The organism is Streptomyces sp. NPDC001219, from assembly GCF_053597915.1.
This window is the reverse complement of sequence record NZ_JBSFJF010000018.1, coordinates 113,158-133,390: the sequence shown is the minus strand read 5'-3', so window position 1 is coordinate 133,390 and position 20,233 is coordinate 113,158. Positions and strand designations below refer to the sequence as shown.

Below are 20,233 nucleotides of genomic sequence, written 5' to 3'. Positions count from 1 at the left end.
TCTGACCGCGGGGCCCGGCTGGGGAGCGGCGTCGTGGCCGGTGTGCGCCGCTGCCCCGGCGCGTCGCGAGGTTCTGCGACGGGCCGGGGCAGCGGCGTACGGGCCGTCCGGCGGGGAGCCGGGCCCGCGGGCTCAGCCGGCCGCGGGGTCCTCGGTGGTCTGCACGCTCTGCTGGAGCAGGCTGCGCAGCCGGGTGGTGCGCTCCTTCACGGGGACCTCGGCGACCGCCCGTGCCAGCGCCTGGTCGGCGCCCTGGACGACCGACAGATGCCGCTCGCCGCGGCTGAAGGCGGTGTAGACCCAGGCGCGGGTCAGCCCGCCGGTGGCGTCCCCGGGCAGCACGACCACCGCGGCGGGCCAGCGGGTGCCGGCCGCCTGATGGGCGGTGAGCGCCCAGCCGTGGCGTACGGCGCCCGTGCCGACCTGCTCGCGCGGCACCACGACCGCGGTGCCGTCGCAGTCGAGATGCAGCCCGGCGGCGTCCGCGCCGGTGACGCTGCCGGGCACCGTGCGGCCGGGCGCCGGGGCGTAGGCCACCCGGTCGCCGGGGTCGAAGCCGCCGAACCGGCCGGGGCCGGGATTGAGCCGTTCCTTGAGGGCGGCGTTGAGCGCGCGGGTGCCGGCCGCGCCGCCGTGGCCGACCGTGATGACCTGCGTCTGGTCCGCGGGGACGCCGAGCGCCCGGGGCACGGAGTCGGCGACCAGCTGGACGGTGCGGTGCACCGCCTCACCGGCGTCCCGCACCGGGACGATCACCACCTCCTTGCCGGGCGCCTCGACCTGGCTCAGCTCCCCGATGCCGATGCCCGACACCAGCTCGCCGACGGGGCCGAAGTCCGGGGTGCGGGAGGCGATCTGCGGACAGAAACGGGACGCCAGCAGATCGGCGAACAGCCGGCCGGGACCGGCGGACCACAGCACGCCCGGGTCGCCGCTGAGCACCAGCCGGGTCCCGTCGGTCAGCGACTCGACGAGCAGCGCGGCGGTCTCCAGGTCCAGCTGCGGGGCGTCCAGCACGACCAGCAGATCGAGCGCGAGGGCGCCGTCCGCGTCCCGTCCCGGGCCCTGCCGGCCGGACAGCAGGCCGGAGACCGTCACCGCCGCCGTCGCGGGGTCCGGGGAGCCCGTGGCCGGGGTGCCGGGCGCGGCCTCGGTGAGGTGGGCGGCCAGGCGACGGCGGCCGTTCTCGGTGTGGGTGGCGCCGAAGGCGCGCAGCCCCAGCGAGCGGGCCGCGGCGATCAGCGCGGCCGGCTCGGCGCGGGCCGCCTCCGCGCCGGTGTGGGCCACCAGGCCGTGCTGCGCGGCGGCACGGATGAGCTCCGCTGCGGACGGCGACGGCGCGGCGGCCGCCGCGGCCTCCCAGGCGGCGGCGGTGGGCCGCGCGGGCCGGGGGACCGTGTCGCCGTCGGTGGGGGCGCCGGTGGTGTGCTCCCCGGTGGGGGTGCTCTCCGTGGCGGCGGCGTCCTCGTCGCCGTCGGCCGGCTCCGCGTCGGCCGTGGCCCCGGCGGTCCCGGCCGCCGCCGGGTCGTCCTGGGCCGGCTCCGCCACCGCCGCGAAGGTGTTGAGCAGGCGGGCCAGACCGTCGGCGACGCTCTCCTCGGCCATCGCGAAACGGTCCAGGCCGAGCAGGACACGGACCGGCTGCTCCGCCTCGTCCTCGTCCTCGCCCGCGGCCGGACGCGGACGGCCCGGCTCCTCGATCGCGTCCTGGAAGACCAGCACCGCACCGTCGGCGATGGCGGACTGAAGGGCGTCGTCGGGGTCGGGCACCGCGCGCTGGGCGAGGGCCGCGCGCAGTGCGGAGGCCTCCAGTGCGGAGTGGCCCGCCAGCGCGGCCTGTTCCAGCAGCCAGCCGACCAGCGCCTGTGCGCGCCGTGGGTCGCCCGGTCCGCAGTCGGGGCCGAGCAGCGCACGGGCGAAGCCGTCGGCCTGCTCCGGGCGTACCCCGGGCACACCGAGCAGCAGCCAGGGGTCCTCGCTCAGCGCCTCGGCGGCGCGCTCGCCCAGCACCTCGGCGGCCCGCTCGGCCAGCGTCTCGGGGGCACCGCCCGCCGCGAGCACCTGCCGTACGCCCTCAGCTCCGGGGGCGGTTGGCGTGGCGGGCCGGGGAGCGGGGGCGGGGCCGGCGGCTGCCGGTGCGGGGGCCGGGACCGGGGCGGCGCCGTGGTCCGGGCCGCCCGGACGGGCCGGACCGCCGGACTCCGGTGCGGTGTGCGGCCGGGCCGTCGCCGGGCCCGGGCCCGCGGGCCCGCCCTGCGGGGTGCCCTCGGGCGGCCGCGTGGCGGGGGTGGCCGGTTTGGCGGGTCGGGGGGCCTCGTTGAAGAACGAGGCGGCCGGGCGCTCGCCGCTCTCCACGGCCCGCACCGCAGCCGCCAGCGCCTCCGCGGTCGCCTTGGCCGCCCCGGAGCCCGCGCTCCCCTTCGCCGCACCGGGGGCCGCGGTTCCGTCCTCGGCCTCCGCTCCCGAAGCCGGGGTGCCGGACTCCGCACCAGGGGCCGGGGTTGAGGGCTCCGCTCCGGAAGCCGGGGTCGCGGACCCCGCCCCCGAAGCCGGCACGCCGGACCCCGCACCGGAACCCGGAACCTCGTCCACCGTCCCGGACTCCTGCTCCGCACCGGCAGCCGGAGTCTCGGACTCCGTTCCAGGGGTAGCGGCCGTCCTGTCGTTCACCGCCGCGTCGTCGCCGGGCGCCGGCGCGCCTGCCTGTGCCGCCGCGTCCTCGGGTGTCTGGGCCTCCGCGGTGCCGGGTGCGGCCTCCTGCCCGGGCGGGGTTTCGCCGGCGAGGCGGTCGGTACTCACAGCGTGCTCCAGTCGTGATCGGGGTAGTGGTGCACCGGCGCCGAAACATCGTCCAGCGCCCGGCGGATCTCGTCAGGAAGACTAAGGGTCTCCACTGACAACGCGGCTCTGAGCTGCTGCGCTGTGCGGGCGCCCAGCACCGGCGCGGTGACTCCGGGGCGGTCGCGGACCCAGGCGAGCGCGACCTGGAGCGGGGTGACGGCCAGTCCGTCGGCGGCGGTGGTGACCGCTTCGACGACCCGGCTCGCCGTCTCGTCGAGATAGGGCGCGACGAACGCCGCCAGATGGTCCGAGGCACCACGGGAGTCGGCGGGTGTCCCATGGCGGTACTTCCCGGTCAGCACCCCCCGGCCGAGCGGTGACGACGGCAGCAGGCCGATCCCGAGATCGCGCGCCGCGGGCAGCACCTCCCGCTCGATGCCGCGCTGGAGGAGGGAGTACTCCATCTGCGCGCTCGCGAGCCGGTTGCGCACCCCGGGCGCCGCGAGCTGCCAGGTGCCTGCCTTGGCGAGCTGCCAGCCGGAGAAGTTCGACAGCCCCACATAGCGCGCCCGGCCGCTGGCGACGGCGAGGTCGAGGGCCTGCAGCGTCTCCTCCAGCGGTGTGTGCGGATCGAAGGCGTGCAGCTGCCAGAGGTCGACGTAGTCGGTGCCGAGCCGCTCCAGGGAGGCGTCCAGGGCGGCGAGGAGATGGCGCCGGGAGCCGTCGACTCTGCGGTCCGCCTCCAGGACGCTGCCGGCCTTGGTGGCGATCACCAGGTCCTCGCGCGGCACCACTTCCTCCGTCAGCCTGCCCAGGAGGTATTCGGCGCCGCCGTCGGCGTAGATGTCGGCGGTGTCCACGAGACTGCCGCCGGCCTCCCAGAACGCCTTGAGCTGGTCGGCGGCTTCCTGCTCGTCCGTGTCACGGGTCCAGGTCAGGGTGCCGAGCCCGAGGCGGGTGACGCGCAGGCCCGTACGGCCGAGGTGCCTTTGCTCCATGGGCCTTGAGATTACTGGGCGAAAGCCGCCGTCAGGGGACCTGTGGACAACCCGCCGATGACAGCCGGCGCGGCCGGGGGCTACAGTCCCCGCAACAGCGACGTTACTGATGGGTAAGGGGAGCGGCATGAGGCTTGGCATCAACCTCGGCTACTGGGGCGCCGGGATGGACTCCGACAATCTCGCGGTGGCACAGGAGGCCGACCGCCTCGGCTACTCCGTCTGCTGGGCCGCGGAGGCCTACGGTTCCGACGCCGCCACCGTGCTCTCCTGGGTCGCGGCCCAGACCGAGCGGATCGACATCGGTTCGGCGATCTTCCAGATCCCGGCGCGCGCCCCCGCGATGACCGCGATGACGGCGGCGACCCTGGACTCCCTCTCCGGAGGCCGGTTCCGGCTGGGGCTCGGTGTCTCGGGGCCGCAGGTGTCCGAGGGCTGGTACGGCGTCAAGTTCGACAAGCCGCTGGCGCGCACCCGCGAGTACGTGGACATCGTCCGCAAGGCGATGTCGCGCGAGCGGCTCTCCTACGAGGGCGAGCACTGGACCCTGCCGCTGCCGGGCGGTCCGGGCAAGCCGCTGAAGCTCACCGTGCACCCGCAGCGGGAGCACATCCCGCTCTACATCGCCGCGATCGGCCCCAAGAACCTCCAGCAGACCGGTGAGATCGCCGACGGCGCGCTGCTGATCTTCCCCTCGGCCGACCACCTGGAGGAGACCGCCATCGCGCACCTCCGGGCCGGCCGCGAGAAGGCGGGCAAGACGCTGGACGGCTTCGACGTCTGCCCGACGCTGCCGCTGGCCGTCGGAGCGGACAAGGACGTCAGCGCGCTGGCCGACATGTTCCGCCCGTACACCGCCCTGTACGTCGGCGGCATGGGCAGCCCGAAGCAGAACTTCTACAACCAGCTCGCCCAGCGCATGGGGTACGAGAAGGAAGCCGCCGAGATCCAGGGCAAGTACCTGTCCGGCGACAAGGAGGGCGCCGCCGCCGCGATCCCTGAGCGGCTGATCGACCAGACCACGCTGCTCGGCTCCGTGGAGCGGATCGCCGAGCGGATGCAGGCCTACGCGGCGGCCGGTGTGACCACGCTGACGCTGGCTCCGGCGGGCTTCACCCTGGAGGACCGGCTGGCGTCGCTGCGGGCCGGTACCGAGGCCCTGGAGCGCGCCGGTCTGGCGTAACGGCACGAGGGGTGCGGGCCCGTCGGCCCGTACCCGGCCCGGCGCCCGGAGCGCCGGGCGGATGCGGCTCCGCGGCCGTGGTGGGGGCTCGGGGGTCTTCCCCACCACGGCCGTCAGGCAGCACAACGCGGTCACGGGTACCCGGGTTACGCCCGCGACAGGGGCATGCCTCGCCCGAACGACCGAACGGACCGCCGCTCCGGTTGCCGCTCACGGAACACCCCACTTGACTTCTTCTTTACGGGTGTGTCCGTTCGGAGGTGGCATAGATGCTCTCGGCCCGAAGTCTCTTCGAGGAGATCGTCGACAACGACGACTCCTTCCGTCTGTTCTGTTCCATCGCGGCCAGCGGCGAGGCCCAGGGCGGCTGGGAGAACGGCCGGATTGCCGCGCTGCTGCCCGCCTCCATGGCCGCGATGGCGCCCAAGGTCGCCCGGCACGGCACCGATGAGGACAAACACGGCCGGATCTTCCAGGCCCTGATGCGCAGGCGCGGACTGACGCCGGCCCCGGTCCCGGTGGAGACCGACTACACCGCGCTGCTGGAGCGGCGGGGCATCGGCCTGACGCACGACAAGCTGCGCCGCGAGGAGCCGCTCACCGAGCTCGACATCATCACCTACCTGTCCCACAGCCGGGTCACCGAAGAGCGTGCCTCCGGCCAGATGCTGATGCTCACCAAGTACTTCGGCGACCACCCCGAGCTGGGCAGGGCGGTCCGGATGATCTCCGATGACGAGGACAACCACCTCGCGTACTGCCACGAGGAGCTGCTGCGGCTGGCCCGCGCCGGGCACGGCCGCACCATCCAGCGCATCCTGCGGGAGTGCGCGCGGGCCGAGATCGTCGTCTACCGGGACGTCAGCCTGGCGGTGATGGCCCATATGGGCCGCATCCTGAAGTGGTCCGGGCCGAAGTCCGCCGCGCTCGCCGCCGGTATCTGGACGGTGTACTGCTACGAGCGGGTGGCCGGCTGGCGGCGGATGGTCGGCCTCCGGATGCCCGAGCGGCGGAACGCGCTGGGCGGACCGGCCACCCCGGAGCCGGAGTTCGCCTGAGCGGGCGGGCCCACCCGCACATGACGGCCCCGGCTTGACCTCCACCGCGCTTGACGTCCCAGGGTCACCGGCAGGTACAGCAGCCCTGAACTCACCAGGCGTCAGAGCCAGCCGCGGCGCTTGAACAGCCGGTACAGCGACAGCTCGATGAGGAGCATCACCCCGAGGATCACCGGATACCCCAGGTTCCACTTCAGCTCCGGCATGGTGTCGAAGTTCATGCCGTAGATGCCGGCGATCAGGGTGGGCACGGCCGCCAGCGCCGCCCAGGCCGAGATCTTGCGCATGTCGTCGTTCTGCCGTACGCCCATCTGCGCGAGGTGGGCGGCGAGGATGTCCGACAGCAGCCGGTCCAGGCCCTCCACCGACTCGTTGGCGCGGGTGAGGTGGTCGTCGACGTCGCGGAAGAACGGCCGGGCATGCGCGTGCACGAACGGCACCCCGGGATTCTGCAGCCGGGTCATCGGCTCCGCCAGCGGGCCGGTCGCCCGGCGGAACTCGAGCACCTCGCGCTTGAACGCGTAGATCTGGGCGGCGGTGTTCCTGGTGTCCCGGCCGCGTACCGGAGCGAACACCTCCGCCTCCAACTCCTCCAGATCCAGTTGGAGTTCGGCGGCCACCTCGATGTAGTGGTCCACCACCGCGTCACTGACCGCGTACAGCACCGCCCCCGGGCCGTGCCGCAGGATCTCCGGGTGCTCCTCCAGCCGGTGCCGCACCGCCGCCAGCGGGCTGGCCTCCCCGTGCCGGACGGTGACGACGAACGAGTCCCCCACGAAGACCATCAGCTCCGAAGCGGTCACCGTGTCCGCCCGGTCGTCGTAGGTGACCGGCTTCAGCACCAGGAACAGCGAGTCGTCGTAGACCTCCAGCTTGGGCCGCTGATGCGCCTTGAGCGCGTCCTCGACGGCCAGCGGGTGCAGCGCGAAGTCGGACCGGACGCGCGCGAACTCCTCCTCCGTCGGCTCGTGCATCCCCAGCCACAGGAAGGAGTGCCCCTCGGCCCGCGCCTCCTCCAGGGCACGGGAGAAGTCGGTCGCGCACTCGGTGCGACGGCCCTCCCGGTAGATGGCGCTGTCGACGATCACACCGGCATTCTCGCGCTTCGCCCGGCCACCTGCCAGGAAGGCGCCCGGCGACCTCCCGGGAAGGGGGACGGGGAACGTAGGGTGGCGGTCATGCCCACGCTGATCCTGGTGCGGCACGGCCGCTCCACCGCCAATACCGCCGGGGTGCTCGCCGGGCGGGCGCCCGGAGTCGCCCTCGACGAGCACGGCGCCGCCCAGTCCGCCGCACTGCCCGCGCGGCTGGCGCAGGTGCCGCTGACCGCTGTCGTCTCCAGCCCGCTGCAGCGCTGCCGGGAGACCGTGGCGCCGCTGCTGGAGGCCCGGCCGTGGCTCACGCTGCACGTCGAGGACCGGATCAGCGAGTGCGACTACGGCGCGTGGTCGGGCCGGAAGCTCGCCGAGCTGAACGACGAGCCGCTGATGGAGGTCGTCCAGCAGCACCCCTCCGCGGCCGCCTTCCCCGGCGGGGAGTCGATGCGTGCGATGCAGGCCCGCGCGGTGGACGCGGTACGCGACTGGAACGCCCGGATCGGGGAGGCGCACGGCCCCGAGGCGACGTACGCCATGTGCTCACACGGCGACATCATCAAGGCCCTGGTCGCCGACGCCCTGGGCATGCACCTCGACCTCTTCCAGCGGATCTCCGTCGAGCCCTGCTCGGTCACCGTGATCCGCTACACCCGGCTCCGTCCCTACCTCGTCCGGCTCGGGGACACCGGTGACTTCGGCTCGCTCGCGCCCCGGGAGGACGGCGCCGCCGCCGGGGAGGGCAGGGACGCGGCCGTCGGCGGTGGTGCGGGAGCAGCGTGATCAGTCGGCGCAGTAGGGTGGTGCGACGGCGCTGCCCGCCACGCACCTGCGATCCGCGCAGTGACCGCAGGACGTGCAGCGACCGCAGTGACCCCGCAGTCGAGCAATCGGAGCAGGACGTTGTCCCGTCAGGTGTTCTTCTACGACGCGCCGGACCGCTTCGTGGCCGGTACGGTCGGGCTGCCTGGCCGCCGTAGCTTCTACCTCCAGGCCACCGCGGCCGGCCGCACCACCAGCGTCGCGCTGGAGAAGACGCAGGTCGCCGCGCTCGCCGAGCGGATCGACGAACTGCTGGACGAGGTCGTACGACGCAGTGGCGGCAACGCCCCGGTGCCCGCCGTCTCGCCCACCGAGCTGAGCGACACCGCACCGCTGGAGTCGCCGGTCGAGGAGGAGTTCCGGGTCGGGACGATGGCGCTCGCCTGGGACGGCGAGGACGAGCGGATGATCGTCGAGGCGCAGGCCCTGGTCGAGCTGGAGGCGGACAGCGACGAGGACCTCGCCGACGCCGAGGAGCGGCTGCTCCAGGACGACGAGAACGGCCCGCCGATGCTGCGGGTGCGGCTGACCGGAACGATGGCCAGGGCGTTCGCCAAGCGGGCGCTGGAGGTCGTCAACGCCGGCCGTCCGCCGTGCCCGCTGTGCAGCCTGCCGCTCGACCCGGAGGGACACGTATGCCCGCGCCAGAACGGATACCGGCGGGACGCCTGAGCGCCATGGAGTCCGCCGCCGAGCCCGCCGTGCCGCTGCCCGGCCCCGGCCGCCCGCAGGACCCGCCGCCGGCCGCACCTGAGCCCGCGGGGAACCCGTCGGACACGCTGCTCACCGAAGGGGAGCTGACCGTCCGCGGCCGTATCCAGGAGGCGTCCAACGCGGTGCTCTACTGCACGGTCGCCCTCGACGGCCGCAGCGCCGCCTGTGTCTACAAGCCGGTCGCCGGTGAGCGCCCGCTGTGGGACTTCCCCGACGGCACGCTCGCCCAGCGGGAGGTCGCCGCGTACGAGGTCTCCCGGGCCTGCGGCTGGGACCTGATCCCGCCGACGGTGCTGCGCGACGGCCCGTACGGGACCGGCATGGTCCAGGAGTGGATCGATCCGCCGGAGAGCAGCGACGAGGTGCCCGAGCTGCTGGCACTGGTCGAGGACGACGAGCCCGGCCCCGGCTGGAAGGCGGTCGGGCCCGCCCAGATAGGCGAGGGCCGCACCGCCCTGCTGGTGCACGCCGACCATCCGCGGCTGCGGCGGCTCGCGGTGCTCGACGCGGTGATCAACAACGGTGACCGCAAGGGCGGCCACCTGCTGCCCGGCACCGGCGGGGAGTTTTTCGCCATTGACCACGGGGTGACCTTCCACGCCGAGGACAAGCTGCGCACGCTGCTGTGGGGGTGGGCGGGGGAGCCGCTGACCGACGAGGCGCGGGAGGTCCTGGCGGGCCTGCGGGAGGCGCTGGAGGACGGCGGGCCGCTCGCCGCCCGACTGGCCGAACTGATCACGGACGCCGAGACCGAGGCGCTGCGGGCGCGGGTGACGGGTCTGCTGCGCAGCAGCCGGCACCCGGAGCCGAGCGGCGCATGGCCCGCGATCCCCTGGCCGCCGGTCTGATCCGCCGGGAATCCGTGCCGCGGCGCCGGTGTTCTCTTGCACGTGCGATCGTCGAACACAAGACCGCCTTTCCGGCCAGACCTCCGGTCCGGTTCGTATGCGGAACATCCATCCGGTTACGCTCAAGGCATGCATGCATGGCCCGCTTCTGAGGTCCCCGCCCTGCCCGGTCAGGGCCGCGACCTGAGGCTCCACGACACCGCGACCGGCGGACGGGTAACCCCCGACCCCGGTCCCGTCGCCCGTATCTACGTCTGCGGCATCACGCCGTACGACGCCACCCACATGGGGCACGCGGCGACCTACAACGCGTTCGACCTGGTCCAGCGCGTGTGGCTCGACACGAAGCGCCAAGTGCACTACGTGCAGAACGTCACCGATGTCGACGATCCGCTCCTGGAGCGGGCCGTGGCCACCGGCGACGACTGGACGGCGCTCGCCGAGCGCGAGACCGCCCTCTTCCGCGAGGACATGACGGCCCTGCGGATGCTGCCGCCCCGCCACTACATAGGCGCCGTCGAGTCGATACCCGCCATCGTCCCGCTGGTGGAGCGGCTGCGTGACGCCGGCGCCGCCTACGAACTCGACGGTGACACCTACTTCTCCGTCGAGTCCGACCCGCACTTCGGCGAGGTCTCCGGGCTGGACGCCGAGGCGATGCGGCTGCTGTCCGCGGAGCGCGGCGGCGACCCGGAGCGCGAGGGCAAGAAGAACCCGCTCGACCCGATGCTGTGGATGGCCGCCCGCGACGGCGAACCGAGCTGGGACGGCGGCTCGCTGGGCCGCGGCCGGCCCGGCTGGCACATCGAGTGCGTCGCCATCGCCCTGGACCACCTCGGCATGGGCTTCGACGTGCAGGGCGGCGGCTCCGACCTCGCCTTCCCGCACCACGAGATGGGCGCCTCGCACGCCCAGGCGCTCACCGGCGAGCACCCGTTCGCCAAGGCGTATGTGCACGCCGGGATGGTGGCCCTGAACGGCGCGAAGATGTCCAAGTCCAAGGGCAACCTCGTCTTCGTCTCCGCGGTACGGCGCGACGGCACCGACCCGGCCGCGATCCGGCTGGCGCTGCTCGCGCACCACTACCGCGCCGACTGGGAGTGGACCGACGCGGTACTGGAAGAGGCCGTGGAGCGGCTGGCGCGCTGGCGTGCCGCCGTCTCCCGTCCTGACGGCCCGTCCGCGGACGCCCTCCTGGAGGAGATCCGTACGGCGCTCGCCGACGACCTGGACTCCCCGGCCGCCCTCGCGGCCGTGGACCGCTGGGCCGCCGCGCAGCAGGACGGGGGCGGCACCGACGAGGGCGCCCCCGGCCTCGTCTCCCGCGCGGTTGACGCGCTGCTCGGCGTGGCGCTGTAACGACCCGTCACATCCGTCTCAGGGGCGCTTCCGTCAGCCGGCGGAGGCGCCCCTTCCTCGTGCCGTCCCGTGACGTACGGGCCGGAAGGACGGCAGGGCGAAGGACAGGGGCGCCGCACCGGCTCGACGGCCGGTGCGGCGCCCCTGTGCGTGCCGGGGAGCGCGGTCCCCGGTCTCAGCTCTCGCCGCTCTCCGGGCCGTCCTCCGGTCCCGGGGAGCCGGCGGAGTCCGTGCCGTCCGGCGCGTCCTCCGCGGTGCCGTTGTCCTGCGCCGTGTCCTTCGGCCCGGCCGCCGGGTCGTCGCCGGTCCGCGGCTCGCGGGACTCCTTGGACACCGGGCGGGGCGGACGGGTGCGGCCGCTGGCGGTGTCGCGGAGGTAGGAGCTGTCGCGGCCCTCGGCGAGCCCGCCCTCGGTCGCCACGCCGGGACCGGACTGCGGGTCACGGCGGCGCAGATAGCGCTCGAACTCGCGGGCGATGGCCTCACCGGACGCCTCCGGCAGGTCCGCGGTGTCCCGCGCCTCCTCCAGCGACTGCACGTACTCGGCGACCTCGCTGTCCTCGGCCGCCAGTTGGTCCACACCCAGCTGCCAGGCGCGGGCGTCCTCGCTCAGCTCGCCCAGCGGGATGCTGATGCCGAGGAGGTCCTCCAGGCGGTTCAGCAGTGCCAGGCTGGCCTTCGGGTTGGGCGGCTGGGAGACGTAGTGCGGCACCGCGGCCCACAGGCTCACCGCGGGGACCCCGGCATGGGTGCACGCCTCCTGGAGGATGCCGACGATGCCCGTGGGGCCTTCGTAGCGGGACTCCTCCAGATCGAGCCGGGTGGCGAGATCCGCGTCCGAGGTGACCCCGCTGACCGGCACCGGGCGGGTGTGCGGGGTGTCGCCGAGCAGCGAGCCCAGGACCACCAGCATCTCCACGCCCAACTCATGGGCGAAGCCGAGGATCTCGTTGCAGAACGAGCGCCAGCGCATGCTGGGCTCGATACCGCGGACCAGGACGAGGTCGCGCTTGCGGCCCTTGCCGTTCGTGTCGCCGACACGGACGACGGAGAGCCGGGTCGTCGGCCAGGTGATCTTGCGTACCCCGTTGTCCAGGAAGACGGTGGGGCGGTTCACCTGGAAGTCGTAGTAGTCCTCCGCGTCCAGCGCGGCGAAGACCTCTCCCTTCCATTCCCGGTCGAGATGGGCGACCGCGGCGGAGGCTGCGTCGCCGGCGTCGTTCCAGCCTTCGAACGCGGCCACCATGACCGGGTCGATCAGCTCGGGTACCCCCTCGAGCTCGATCACCCAGCGCCTCCTTCCGACCGGTCCGGCCGCCTGTGGCGGCCGCCGGCAGCAGTTCCATTGCGTGCGTCCCCAAGACTACGGCTTCCGCGGTGCCGGTCCGTAGCCCCTTTGCAGGAAGGGGTAGCGATTCATCCGACCTGTCCCGGGCCGCCTTGGCTCAACTTCCGTACGCGGTCTGGACGGGGTCTTGCGCGCGGGTCTATACATCGGATGTCCGGGAAAGGTCCGATGTTCTTCCGCAACATCCCTGGGGGCGTGCGCATGGCCGCGACCGACACCGACACCGACACCGTCACCGAGCTCGAGGTGCACGACGTCCGCTTCCCCACCTCGGAGCGGCGGCACGGCTCGGACGCGATGAACCCGGACCCGGACTACTCCGCCGCCTACGTCGTGCTGCACACCGGCGGCGGACCCCAGGGGCACGGCTTCTGCTTCACCATCGGGCGCGGCAACGAGGTCATGGCCGCCGCGATCCGCTCCCTCGCCCCCTACGTCGTCGGCCGCCCCGCCCCCGCCACCGCCGCCGGACTCGCCGCCCTGCACCACACCCTCACCCACGACTCCCAGCTGCGCTGGCTCGGCCCCGAGAAGGGGGTGATGCAGATGGCGGCCGGGGCGCTGGTCAACGCCGCCTGGGACCTGGCGGCGGGCCGGGCCGGGCTGCCGGTCTGGGAGTTCCTCGCCGCGCTGACCCCCGAGGAGCTGGTCTCGCTCGTCGACTTCCGCTACCTCACCGACGCCCTCACCCCCGACGAGGCGCTGGCGCTCCTGCGCGCCGCCGAACCCGGCCGCGCCGCCCGCGCCGCCCGCCTCAAGGCCGAGGGCTACCCCGCGTACACCACCTCGCCCGGCTGGCTCGGCCACGACGACGGCACGCTGGTGCGGCTGGCGAAACAGGCGGTGGCCGACGGTTTTGGCCAGATCAAGCTGAAGGTGGGCGCCGACCTCGACGACGACAAGCGGCGGATGCGGCTGGCCAGGGACGCGGTCGGCCCCGGCGTACGGATCGCCGTCGACGCCAACCAGCGCTGGGACGTGGCCGAGGCGGTCCGCTGGATGACCGCGCTGGCGCCCTGGGCCCCGTACTGGATCGAGGAGCCGACCAGCCCGGACGACGTCCTCGGGCACGCCGCGGTGCGCTCCGGGCAGCCCGTGAAGGTCGCCACCGGTGAGCACGTCGCCAACCGGGTGGTCTTCAAACAGCTGCTGCAGGCCGGCGCCGTGGACTTCGTCCAGATCGACGCGGCGCGGGTCTCCGGGGTCAACGAGAACCTCGCGATCCTGCTGCTGGCCGCGAAGTACGGGGTCCCGGTGTGCCCGCACGCGGGCGGGGTCGGGCTGTGCGAGCTGGTGCAGCATCTGGCGATGTTCGACTACGTGGCGGTGTCCGGGAGTTGGGAGGACCGGGTCATCGAGTACGTCGACCATCTGCACGACCACTTCAGCGACCCCGTCGTCATCGACCGCGGCCGCTACCGCGCCCCGGCCGCCCCCGGCTTCTCGGCCCGGATGAAACCCGGTTCCCTCGCCGCCCACCGCTTCCCCGACGGACCGGTGTGGCGCGCCCGTCACCGCGCCCACCACCGGGGCGACCAGGAGGCCGCCGTATGAGCGACGGACCATGGACCGGCCACCCGGCCGACTTCGCGGGGATGGCCGCCCTCGTCACCGGCGGCGGCTCCGGCATCGGCGCGGCCACCGCCGCGCTGCTGCTGGCGCGCGGCGCCCGGGTCGCCGTCCTGGACCGGGACCCGGAGGGCGCGCCCGCCGGGGCGCTCCCGTTCACCGCGGACGTGACCTGCGACGCCGCCGTACAGGCCGCCGTCGGCGCGGCGGTGCGGGAACTGGGCGCCCTGCACACCCTCGTCGGCAACGCCGGGACCGGCGCCGTCGGCACCGTCGAGGACAACGACGACGCGGAGTGGCACCGGGTCCTGGACGTCAATGTGCTGGGGCTGGTGCGCACCGCCCGCGCCGCGCTGCCGGCGCTGCGCCGCACCGCCGCCGGTGCCCCCGGCCAAGTCTCCATCACCCACACCTGCTCCATCGCCGCCACCGCGGGCCTGCCGCAGCGCGCGCTGTACGGCGCCAGCAAGGGCGCGGTGCTCTCGCTGACCCTCGCGATGGCCGCCGACCACCTCCACGAGGGCATCCGCGTCAACTGCGTCAACCCCGGCACCGCCGACACCCCGTGGGTCGCCCGGCTGCTGGACCGCGCCGACGATCCCGCCGCCGAACGCGCCGCCCTCCACGCCCGCCAGCCGATGGGCCGGATGGTCACGGCGGACGAAGTGGCCGCCGCCATCGTCGCGTTGGCGTCCCCGGCCGCCTCCGGCATCACAGGGACGGCGCTCGCCGTGGACGGCGGCATGCAGGGGCTACGGGTGCGGAGGCCCGGGTGAGGGGCGGTGCCCCACGGGAACGGGGGAGCCGCAGCAGCCGTCCATCTCGACCAAGGGAGCACCCATGAGACCGCGTACGACCGGCGCGGCGGCCTGTGCCGCGCTGCTCGCCGTCGCCGCGCTCGCCGGCTGCCACCGCGGCGGTGACGCCGCGGCCGGCCGGATCGGCATCGACCTGCCCCGTACGGACACCGACTTCTGGAACTCCTACCAGCAGTACCTGGAGAAGGACCTGGACCACGGCGGCCCGGCCGCGCTGCCGCTGTCCAACTCGCAGAACGACATCGCGAAGGTCGTCTCCAACGTGCAGGCGCTGACCGGCCAGGGCGCCAGGGCGATCGTGATGGCACCGCAGGACACCGGCGCCATCACCGCCGAGCTGGAGCGGCTGGCGGAGCGGAAGATCCCGGTGGTGAGCGTGGACACCCGTCCCGACGAGGGCGAGGTCTACATGGTCGTACGGGCCGACAACCGCGCCTACGGGGAGCGGTCCTGCGACTACCTCGGCAGACGGCTCGGCGGCCGGGGCCGGGTCGCCGAACTCCAGGGCGACCTCAGCTCGGTCAACGGGCGGGACCGCTCGGCGGCGTTCGCCTCCTGCATGCAGCGGAGGTTCCCGAAGATCACCGTGCATGAACTGGCCACCGACTGGAAGGGCGAGGTCGCCTCCGCCAAGCTGCAGAGCCTGCTCGCCCAGCACCCGGACCTCGACGGCATCTACCTGCAGGCCGGCGGCGCCTTCCTGCGGCCCACGCTCGCCCTCCTGGAGCAGAGGAAACTGCTCAGGCCGGCCGGGTCCGACGGGCACATCACCCTCGTCTCCAACGACGGCATCCCCGACGAACTGGACGCGATCCGCGCCGGCACCCTCGACGCCACCCTCTCCCAGCCCGCCGACCTCTACGCCAAGTACGCGCTGTACTACGCCAGAGCCGGCCTGGCCGGAAAGACCTTCCGCCCGGGGCCGACCGGCCACGGTTCCACCATCGTCAGGATCAGGAACGGCCTGGAGGACCAACTGCCCGCGCCCCTGGTCACCAAGGACAACGTCGACGACCCGGACCTGTGGGCCAACCAGTTCGAGAAGAGGAAGTAGCCGTGGCGACCCACGACGGGGCGGCGGTGCACGCCGAGGGAATCGTCAAACGCTACGGGCCCACCGTCGCCCTCGACGGCGCCCGGCTGACCGTGGCGCCCGGCGAGGCGCACGCCCTCGTCGGCCGCAACGGCGCCGGCAAGTCCACCCTGGTGTCCGTGCTGACCGGCCTGGCACGCCCGGACGCCGGCCGGGTCACCTTCGGCGGCGCACCGGCGCCCCGCTGGGGCGACACCGCCGCCTGGCGGCGCACGGTCGCCTGCGTCCACCAGAAGCCGATGACCGTGCCGGACCTGACCGTCGCGGAGAACCTCTACCTCAACCGCTTCCAGGGCACCCCCGTCATCCGCTGGCGGGCGCTGCGCACCCGCGCCCGCGAGCTGCTCGCCGCATACGGCGTCGAGGTCGATCCGGCCGCCCGGATCAGGGATCTCGGCGTCGAGCAGCGGCAGTTCGTGGAGATCGCCCGCGCGCTGTCCTTCGGCGCCCGGCTGATCATCCTCGACGAGCCCACCGCCCGGCTCGACGCGAGCGGCATCGACCGGCTCTTCGCCAAGCTGCGCGGGCTGCGCGACCAGGGCGTGGCGTTCCTGTTCATCTCGCACCACCTGCAGGAGGTGCACGCGCTCTGCGACACCGTCACCGTCCTGCGCGACGCCCGGCACGTGCTGACCGCGCCGGTGCCGGGACTGGCCGAGGAGGCGCTGGTGGCGGCGATGACGGGGGAGGAGGCCGCCGCCGTACGGAGGCCCCGTACCGGTGCGCGCCGGACGGGGGAGCCGGTGCTGCGCACCGAAGGGCTGGCGGTGGCGGGGCACTTCGCGCCGCTCGACCTGACCGTACGGGCCGGTGAGGTGGTGGGGCTCGCGGGCGCCGCGGCCGGCGGGAGCACCGCGATCGGCGAGACCCTGGCGGGCCTGCGGCGGCCGGACGCCGGCCGGATCGCGGTGCGCGGGCGCCCGGTCCGTACCGGCAGCGTCCCGCACGCCCTCGACGCGGGCATCGGCTACGTCCCCGAGGACCGGCACCGCCAGGGGCTCGTCCCCGGCCGCAGCGTCGCCGAGAACGCCACCCTCACCGTCACCGGCCGGCTCGGGCCGATGGGCACCGTCCTGCCGTCCCGGGCCCGCGCGTTCGCCCGGACGATGATCGCGTCCCTCGACATCAGGACGACCGGGCCCGGCCAGCCGGTGTCCGGGCTCTCCGGCGGCAACCAGCAGAAGGTGGTGATCGCCCGCGCGCTGGCCCGTGAGCCCGCGGTGCTGGTCGCCGTCCGGCCCACCAACGGCGTCGACGTGAAGTCGAAAGAGGCGCTGCTGGGGGTCGTACGGGAGGTGGCGGACAGCGGCAGCGGCGTCGTGATCGTCTCCGACGAGCTGGACGACCTGCGGATCTGCGACCGGGTGCTGGCGGTCTTCCACGGCCGGGTGACCGCCGAGTTCCCGGCCGGCCGGCGCGACCGCGACCTGGTCGCCGCGATGGAGGGGATGGCCGGCGGCCACGGGGAAGCGCCGCCCGGCGCGGGCGTCCGGCGCGACCCCGCGCCGGACCCCCGGAGTACGGACGGCACGGACGGAAGGGAAGGGAGCGCACCATGACCGGGACCGCATCGCCGCCGGCCGCCGAAGCGGTGGACCGGCCGCCGCCGCGCCGCCGGCCCCGGATCGAGCCGGCCCGGTGGCGGGACCTCTCCCTGGTACCGGTGATCTTCGTCCTGGGCGTCATCGGCTTCATCGTGTCGCCCGCCTTCCTCACCCGGGACAACCTCGTCGGTGTCGTCCAGCAGTCAACCGAGCTGGGCCTGCTGGTGCTCGGCGAGGCGCTGATCCTCATCAGCGGGCGGATGGACCTGTCGCTGGAGTCGACGATCGGCCTGGCGCCGGTGCTCGCGCTGTGGCTGGTGACGCCCGCCCACGGCGCCCGGTTCGCCGGGCTGGAGCTCTTCCCCGCCTGGACGGCGGTCCCGCTCTGCCTGGCCGTGGGCGCCGCGGTCGGCGCCGTCAACGGCTTCCTCGTCCTCACCCTGCGGGTCAACGGCTTCATCGCCACCCTCGGCATGCTCACCATGCTCCGCGGACTGCACCTGGGCCTCTCCGAGGGCCGGTCCATCGGCGAGGTGCCGGAGTCCTTCGCCTATCTGGGCCGCGCCGTGTGGCTGGGCGTACCGGCCGCCGTCTGGATCTGCCTCACCCTCTTCGCGCTCGGCGGCGCGGCCCTCGGCTACCTCCGGCACGGGCGGGCGCTGTACGCCGTCGGCGGCAACCCGGAGGCGGCCCGCGCGGCCGGCATCCGGGTGGACCGCCTCACCTGGATCGTGCTGGCCCTCGGCGGGGTGCTCGCCGCCTTCGCGGGGGTGCTCTACACCGGCCACTACGGCGCGGTCTCCGCGAGCCAGGGCAACGGCTGGATCTTCCAGGTCTTCGCCGCCGCGGTGATCGGCGGGATCGGCCTCAAGGGCGGCCGGGGCACCCTCTTCGGCGCGCTCACCGGTGTCCTGACGCTCCAGCTCGTCATCAACGTGATGACACTGGGCGGGGTGCCGCCGCTGTGGACGCAGTTCCTCAACGGCCTGATCATCATCGTCGCCCTGGTCATCTCCCGCTTCACCAGCGGCGAGAAGCAGGACTGAGGAGCCCCCCATGCGCTATCCCCCGTACGGGTCAAGGGAGTTGGGGCACACCGCCGTCACCGTCCCGCCCCTGGGGCTGGGCTGTGCGCCGCTCGGCAACCTCTACCGCGCCCTGCCGGAGGAGCGGGCCCGCGCGGTGGTCCGTACCGCCCTCGCCACCGGCGCCCACTACTTCGACACCGCGCCCCACTACGGCGTCGGCCTGTCCGAGGAGCGCCTCGGCCGGGCGCTGCGGGGCCACGACCGCGCCGGCTACACCCTCTGCACCAAGGTCGGCCGCCGGCTGCGGCCGCTCGCCCCGGGGGAGCGGGAGGCCGGCGAGGGCTTCGTGGACACCCCGCCGCGGGCCCGCGTACGGGACCTCTCCCGCGACGGCATCCGCGCCACGCTCGAAGGCTCCCTGACCCGGCTCGGGGTGGACGCCGTCGACATCGTCCTGCTGCACGACGTCGAGGGCCGGCTGCGCGAGGTGTACGAGACCGGCTTCCCGGCCCTGGCCGAGCTGCGTGCGCAGGGCGTGGTACGGGCCATCGGCTTCGGGATGAACCACAGCGGTCCGCTGGCCCGTCTGGTCGCCGGCCTCGACGTGGACGTGGTGCTCTGCGCGGGCCGCTGGACGCTGCTGGAGCGCACCGCCGTCGACGATCTGCTGCCGGTCTGCGCCCGCCGCGGCACCTCGGTGGTCGTCGGCGGCGTCTACAACTCCGGCCTGCTGGCCGACCCGTCACCCGGCGCGCCCTACGACTACGTACCGGCCCCCGCCGCGCTGCTCGACCGGGCGCGTCATCTCGCCGCCGTCTGCGCCGAGTTCGCGGTGCCGCTCAAAGCGGCGGCGCTCCGCTTCCCGTTCGGGCACCGGGCCGTCGCCGCGGCCGTCGTCGGCGCCGCCGCACCGGAGGAAATGGCCGAGAACGCCCGGCTGTTCACCCACGACATCCCGGACGCGCTCTGGCATACGCTCGTCGCCCGCGGTCTGCTCGACCCCGATCTGCCGCTGCCCCTGAACGAGCCCGATCCCGGAGCGCGCCCCTGATGCGAATCGACGCCCATCACCACCTGTGGGACCTCAGCCGGCGCGAGCAGCCCTGGATGGACGGGCCCTGGGCCGATCCGATCCGCCGCAGCTACGCGCTGGCCGACCTCGCCCCGCATCTGACCGCGCACGGCGTCGACGGCACGCTCCTCGTCCAGTCGTCGTCCTCGTACGAGGAGACCGCCGAACTCCTCACCCTCGCGGCGGGCGAGGGACCGGTCACCGGCGTCATCGGCTGGGCCGACCTGTGCGACCCGGCGCTCGCCGAGGTCCTCGCGGCGCTGCCCGCCGGGCTGGTCGGCATCCGCCACCAGGTGCAGGACGAGCCGGACCCGGACTGGCTCACCCGCCCGGACGTGCTGCGCGGCCTGGCCGTCCTGGCCGACGCCGGACTGGTCTACGACCTGCTGGTCACCCCGCGCGAACTGCCCGCCGCGCACGCCGCGGTACGCGCCCTGCCCCAGCTGCCGTTCGTGCTGGACCACGCCGGCAAACCGCCGGTGGTCACGGGGGAGTGGCAGCCGTGGGCGGACGCCGTCACCGCCCTCGCCGCGCTGCCCAACGTCAGCTGCAAGCTGTCCGGGCTGGTCACCGAGGCCGACCGGGACGCCTGGCGGCCGCAGCAGATCCTGCCCTACGCCCGGCACGTCCTGGACGCCTTCGGGCCCGGCCGGGTGATGTTCGGCTCCGACTGGCCGGTGTGCACCCTGGCCGCCGGCTACGAGGACGTGGTGGCGCTCGCCGAGGCGGCCACGGGTCAACTCACCGACGCGGAACGGGCGGACGTCTTCGGGGGAACGGCCGGGCGGGTCTACGGCGTCGGCGCGCCCGCGGAACCGGAGTCCACGGGCCGCTGACATGACGTCCGGATTCCGCCAGCCCTCGGCCCCGCCACGCCGGAGGATCGAGTCGTGCCGCGGAACAC

General features: G+C 74.2%; 17 protein-coding genes. 13 read left to right on the top strand and 4 right to left on the bottom strand.

Annotated features, from left to right (window positions below; all coding sequences use genetic code 11):
* Positions 1-132 precede the first annotated feature (132 nt).
* Positions 133-2,799 (bottom strand): helix-hairpin-helix domain-containing protein, encoded by a 2,667-nt coding sequence (locus ACWC9R_RS14805; protein WP_450731689.1) that lies wholly within the window; start codon positions 2,797-2,799, stop codon positions 133-135.
* A complete protein-coding gene (locus ACWC9R_RS14800; protein ID WP_450731687.1) occupies positions 2,796-3,779 on the bottom strand; it encodes an aldo/keto reductase in 984 nt (327 codons plus the stop codon). Before ACWC9R_RS14800 ends, ACWC9R_RS14805 begins: the two co-directional genes overlap by 4 nt.
* A 127-nt stretch (positions 3,780-3,906) precedes the next feature.
* Here ACWC9R_RS14800 and ACWC9R_RS14795 point away from each other — a divergent pair, with 127 nt between their 5' ends.
* Both ACWC9R_RS14795 and ACWC9R_RS14790 read left to right on the top strand, forming a co-directional pair.
* Positions 3,907-4,962 (top strand): LLM class F420-dependent oxidoreductase, encoded by a 1,056-nt coding sequence (locus tag ACWC9R_RS14795; protein ID WP_450731686.1) that lies wholly within the window; start codon positions 3,907-3,909, stop codon positions 4,960-4,962.
* Between the two features lie 269 nt (positions 4,963-5,231).
* Entirely contained in the window at positions 5,232-6,020 is a 789-nt protein-coding gene (locus ACWC9R_RS14790; RefSeq protein WP_450731684.1) for a ferritin-like domain-containing protein, read from the top strand.
* A 101-nt stretch (positions 6,021-6,121) separates the two neighbouring features.
* Here ACWC9R_RS14790 and corA read toward each other — a convergent pair whose 3' ends face one another.
* Positions 6,122-7,108, bottom strand: coding sequence for a magnesium/cobalt transporter CorA (corA, locus tag ACWC9R_RS14785; protein WP_450731682.1), 987 nt, complete (start codon positions 7,106-7,108; stop codon positions 6,122-6,124).
* Positions 7,109-7,198: 90 nt separating this feature from the next.
* Here corA and ACWC9R_RS14780 point away from each other — a divergent pair, with 90 nt between their 5' ends.
* The 4 genes from ACWC9R_RS14780 (at position 7,199) to mshC (ending at position 10,857) form a co-directional block, all read left to right on the top strand.
* On the top strand, positions 7,199-7,897 hold the full coding sequence (locus ACWC9R_RS14780) for a histidine phosphatase family protein (protein WP_450731681.1): 699 nt from the start codon (positions 7,199-7,201) through the stop codon (positions 7,895-7,897).
* A 120-nt stretch (positions 7,898-8,017) separates the two neighbouring features.
* On the top strand, positions 8,018-8,608 hold the full coding sequence (locus ACWC9R_RS14775; RefSeq protein ID WP_362608501.1) for a DUF3090 domain-containing protein: 591 nt from the start codon (positions 8,018-8,020) through the stop codon (positions 8,606-8,608).
* Entirely contained in the window at positions 8,572-9,498 is a 927-nt protein-coding gene (locus ACWC9R_RS14770; protein ID WP_450731680.1) for an SCO1664 family protein, read from the top strand. The genes ACWC9R_RS14775 and ACWC9R_RS14770 overlap by 37 nt, the downstream gene beginning before the upstream one ends.
* A gap of 129 nt (positions 9,499-9,627) precedes the next feature.
* Positions 9,628-10,857, top strand: a complete 1,230-nt coding sequence (mshC, locus tag ACWC9R_RS14765; protein WP_450731679.1) for a cysteine--1-D-myo-inosityl 2-amino-2-deoxy-alpha-D-glucopyranoside ligase — start codon at positions 9,628-9,630, stop codon at positions 10,855-10,857.
* A gap of 175 nt (positions 10,858-11,032) precedes the next feature.
* Here mshC and ACWC9R_RS14760 read toward each other — a convergent pair whose 3' ends face one another.
* Positions 11,033-12,145: a PAC2 family protein gene (locus ACWC9R_RS14760; protein WP_450731677.1), complete on the bottom strand. Its 1,113-nt coding sequence runs from the start codon at positions 12,143-12,145 to the stop codon at positions 11,033-11,035.
* Between the two features lie 261 nt (positions 12,146-12,406).
* Between ACWC9R_RS14760 and ACWC9R_RS14755 the strand changes: the two genes are divergently transcribed.
* The 7 genes from ACWC9R_RS14755 (at position 12,407) to ACWC9R_RS14725 (ending at position 20,165) form a co-directional block, all read left to right on the top strand.
* Positions 12,407-13,759, top strand: coding sequence for an enolase C-terminal domain-like protein (locus ACWC9R_RS14755; RefSeq protein WP_450731675.1), 1,353 nt, complete (start codon positions 12,407-12,409; stop codon positions 13,757-13,759).
* The gene (locus ACWC9R_RS14750) at positions 13,756-14,550 is read left to right on the top strand and encodes an SDR family NAD(P)-dependent oxidoreductase (RefSeq protein WP_450731673.1); all 795 of its coding nucleotides are present in this window, start codon (positions 13,756-13,758) and stop codon (positions 14,548-14,550) included. Before ACWC9R_RS14755 ends, ACWC9R_RS14750 begins: the two co-directional genes overlap by 4 nt.
* A 64-nt stretch (positions 14,551-14,614) precedes the next feature.
* Positions 14,615-15,646: a sugar ABC transporter substrate-binding protein gene (locus ACWC9R_RS14745; RefSeq protein WP_450731672.1), complete on the top strand. Its 1,032-nt coding sequence runs from the start codon at positions 14,615-14,617 to the stop codon at positions 15,644-15,646.
* A 2-nt stretch (positions 15,647-15,648) separates the two neighbouring features.
* Positions 15,649-17,244, top strand: a complete 1,596-nt coding sequence (locus ACWC9R_RS14740) for a sugar ABC transporter ATP-binding protein (RefSeq protein ID WP_450731670.1) — start codon at positions 15,649-15,651, stop codon at positions 17,242-17,244.
* Positions 17,241-18,275, top strand: a complete 1,035-nt coding sequence (locus ACWC9R_RS14735) for an ABC transporter permease (RefSeq protein ID WP_450731669.1) — start codon at positions 17,241-17,243, stop codon at positions 18,273-18,275. The genes ACWC9R_RS14740 and ACWC9R_RS14735 overlap by 4 nt, the downstream gene beginning before the upstream one ends.
* 10 nt (positions 18,276-18,285) lie before the next feature.
* A complete protein-coding gene (locus ACWC9R_RS14730) occupies positions 18,286-19,308 on the top strand; it encodes an aldo/keto reductase (RefSeq protein WP_450731667.1) in 1,023 nt (340 codons plus the stop codon).
* Positions 19,308-20,165: an amidohydrolase family protein gene (locus ACWC9R_RS14725; RefSeq protein ID WP_450731666.1), complete on the top strand. Its 858-nt coding sequence runs from the start codon at positions 19,308-19,310 to the stop codon at positions 20,163-20,165. Before ACWC9R_RS14730 ends, ACWC9R_RS14725 begins: the two co-directional genes overlap by 1 nt.
* Positions 20,166-20,233 lie beyond the last annotated feature (68 nt).

Excerpts from the sequence above, each read along its gene's own strand:
- ACWC9R_RS14800 (WP_450731687.1), bottom strand. The coding sequence starts at position 3,779 with ATGGAGCAAAGGCACCTCGGCCGTACGGGCCTGCGCGTCACCCGCCTC.
- ACWC9R_RS14795 (WP_450731686.1), top strand. The coding sequence starts at position 3,907 with ATGAGGCTTGGCATCAACCTCGGCTACTGGGGCGCCGGGATGGACTCC.
- ACWC9R_RS14790 (WP_450731684.1), top strand. The coding sequence starts at position 5,232 with ATGCTCTCGGCCCGAAGTCTCTTCGAGGAGATCGTCGACAACGACGAC.
- ACWC9R_RS14780 (WP_450731681.1), top strand. The coding sequence starts at position 7,199 with ATGCCCACGCTGATCCTGGTGCGGCACGGCCGCTCCACCGCCAATACC.
- ACWC9R_RS14770 (WP_450731680.1), top strand. The coding sequence starts at position 8,572 with ATGCCCGCGCCAGAACGGATACCGGCGGGACGCCTGAGCGCCATGGAG.
- mshC (WP_450731679.1), top strand. The coding sequence starts at position 9,628 with ATGCATGCATGGCCCGCTTCTGAGGTCCCCGCCCTGCCCGGTCAGGGC.
- ACWC9R_RS14755 (WP_450731675.1), top strand. The coding sequence starts at position 12,407 with ATGGCCGCGACCGACACCGACACCGACACCGTCACCGAGCTCGAGGTG.
- ACWC9R_RS14750 (WP_450731673.1), top strand. The coding sequence starts at position 13,756 with ATGAGCGACGGACCATGGACCGGCCACCCGGCCGACTTCGCGGGGATG.
- ACWC9R_RS14745 (WP_450731672.1), top strand. The coding sequence starts at position 14,615 with ATGAGACCGCGTACGACCGGCGCGGCGGCCTGTGCCGCGCTGCTCGCC.
- ACWC9R_RS14735 (WP_450731669.1), top strand. The coding sequence starts at position 17,241 with ATGACCGGGACCGCATCGCCGCCGGCCGCCGAAGCGGTGGACCGGCCG.
- ACWC9R_RS14730 (WP_450731667.1), top strand. The coding sequence starts at position 18,286 with ATGCGCTATCCCCCGTACGGGTCAAGGGAGTTGGGGCACACCGCCGTC.
- ACWC9R_RS14725 (WP_450731666.1), top strand. The coding sequence starts at position 19,308 with ATGCGAATCGACGCCCATCACCACCTGTGGGACCTCAGCCGGCGCGAG.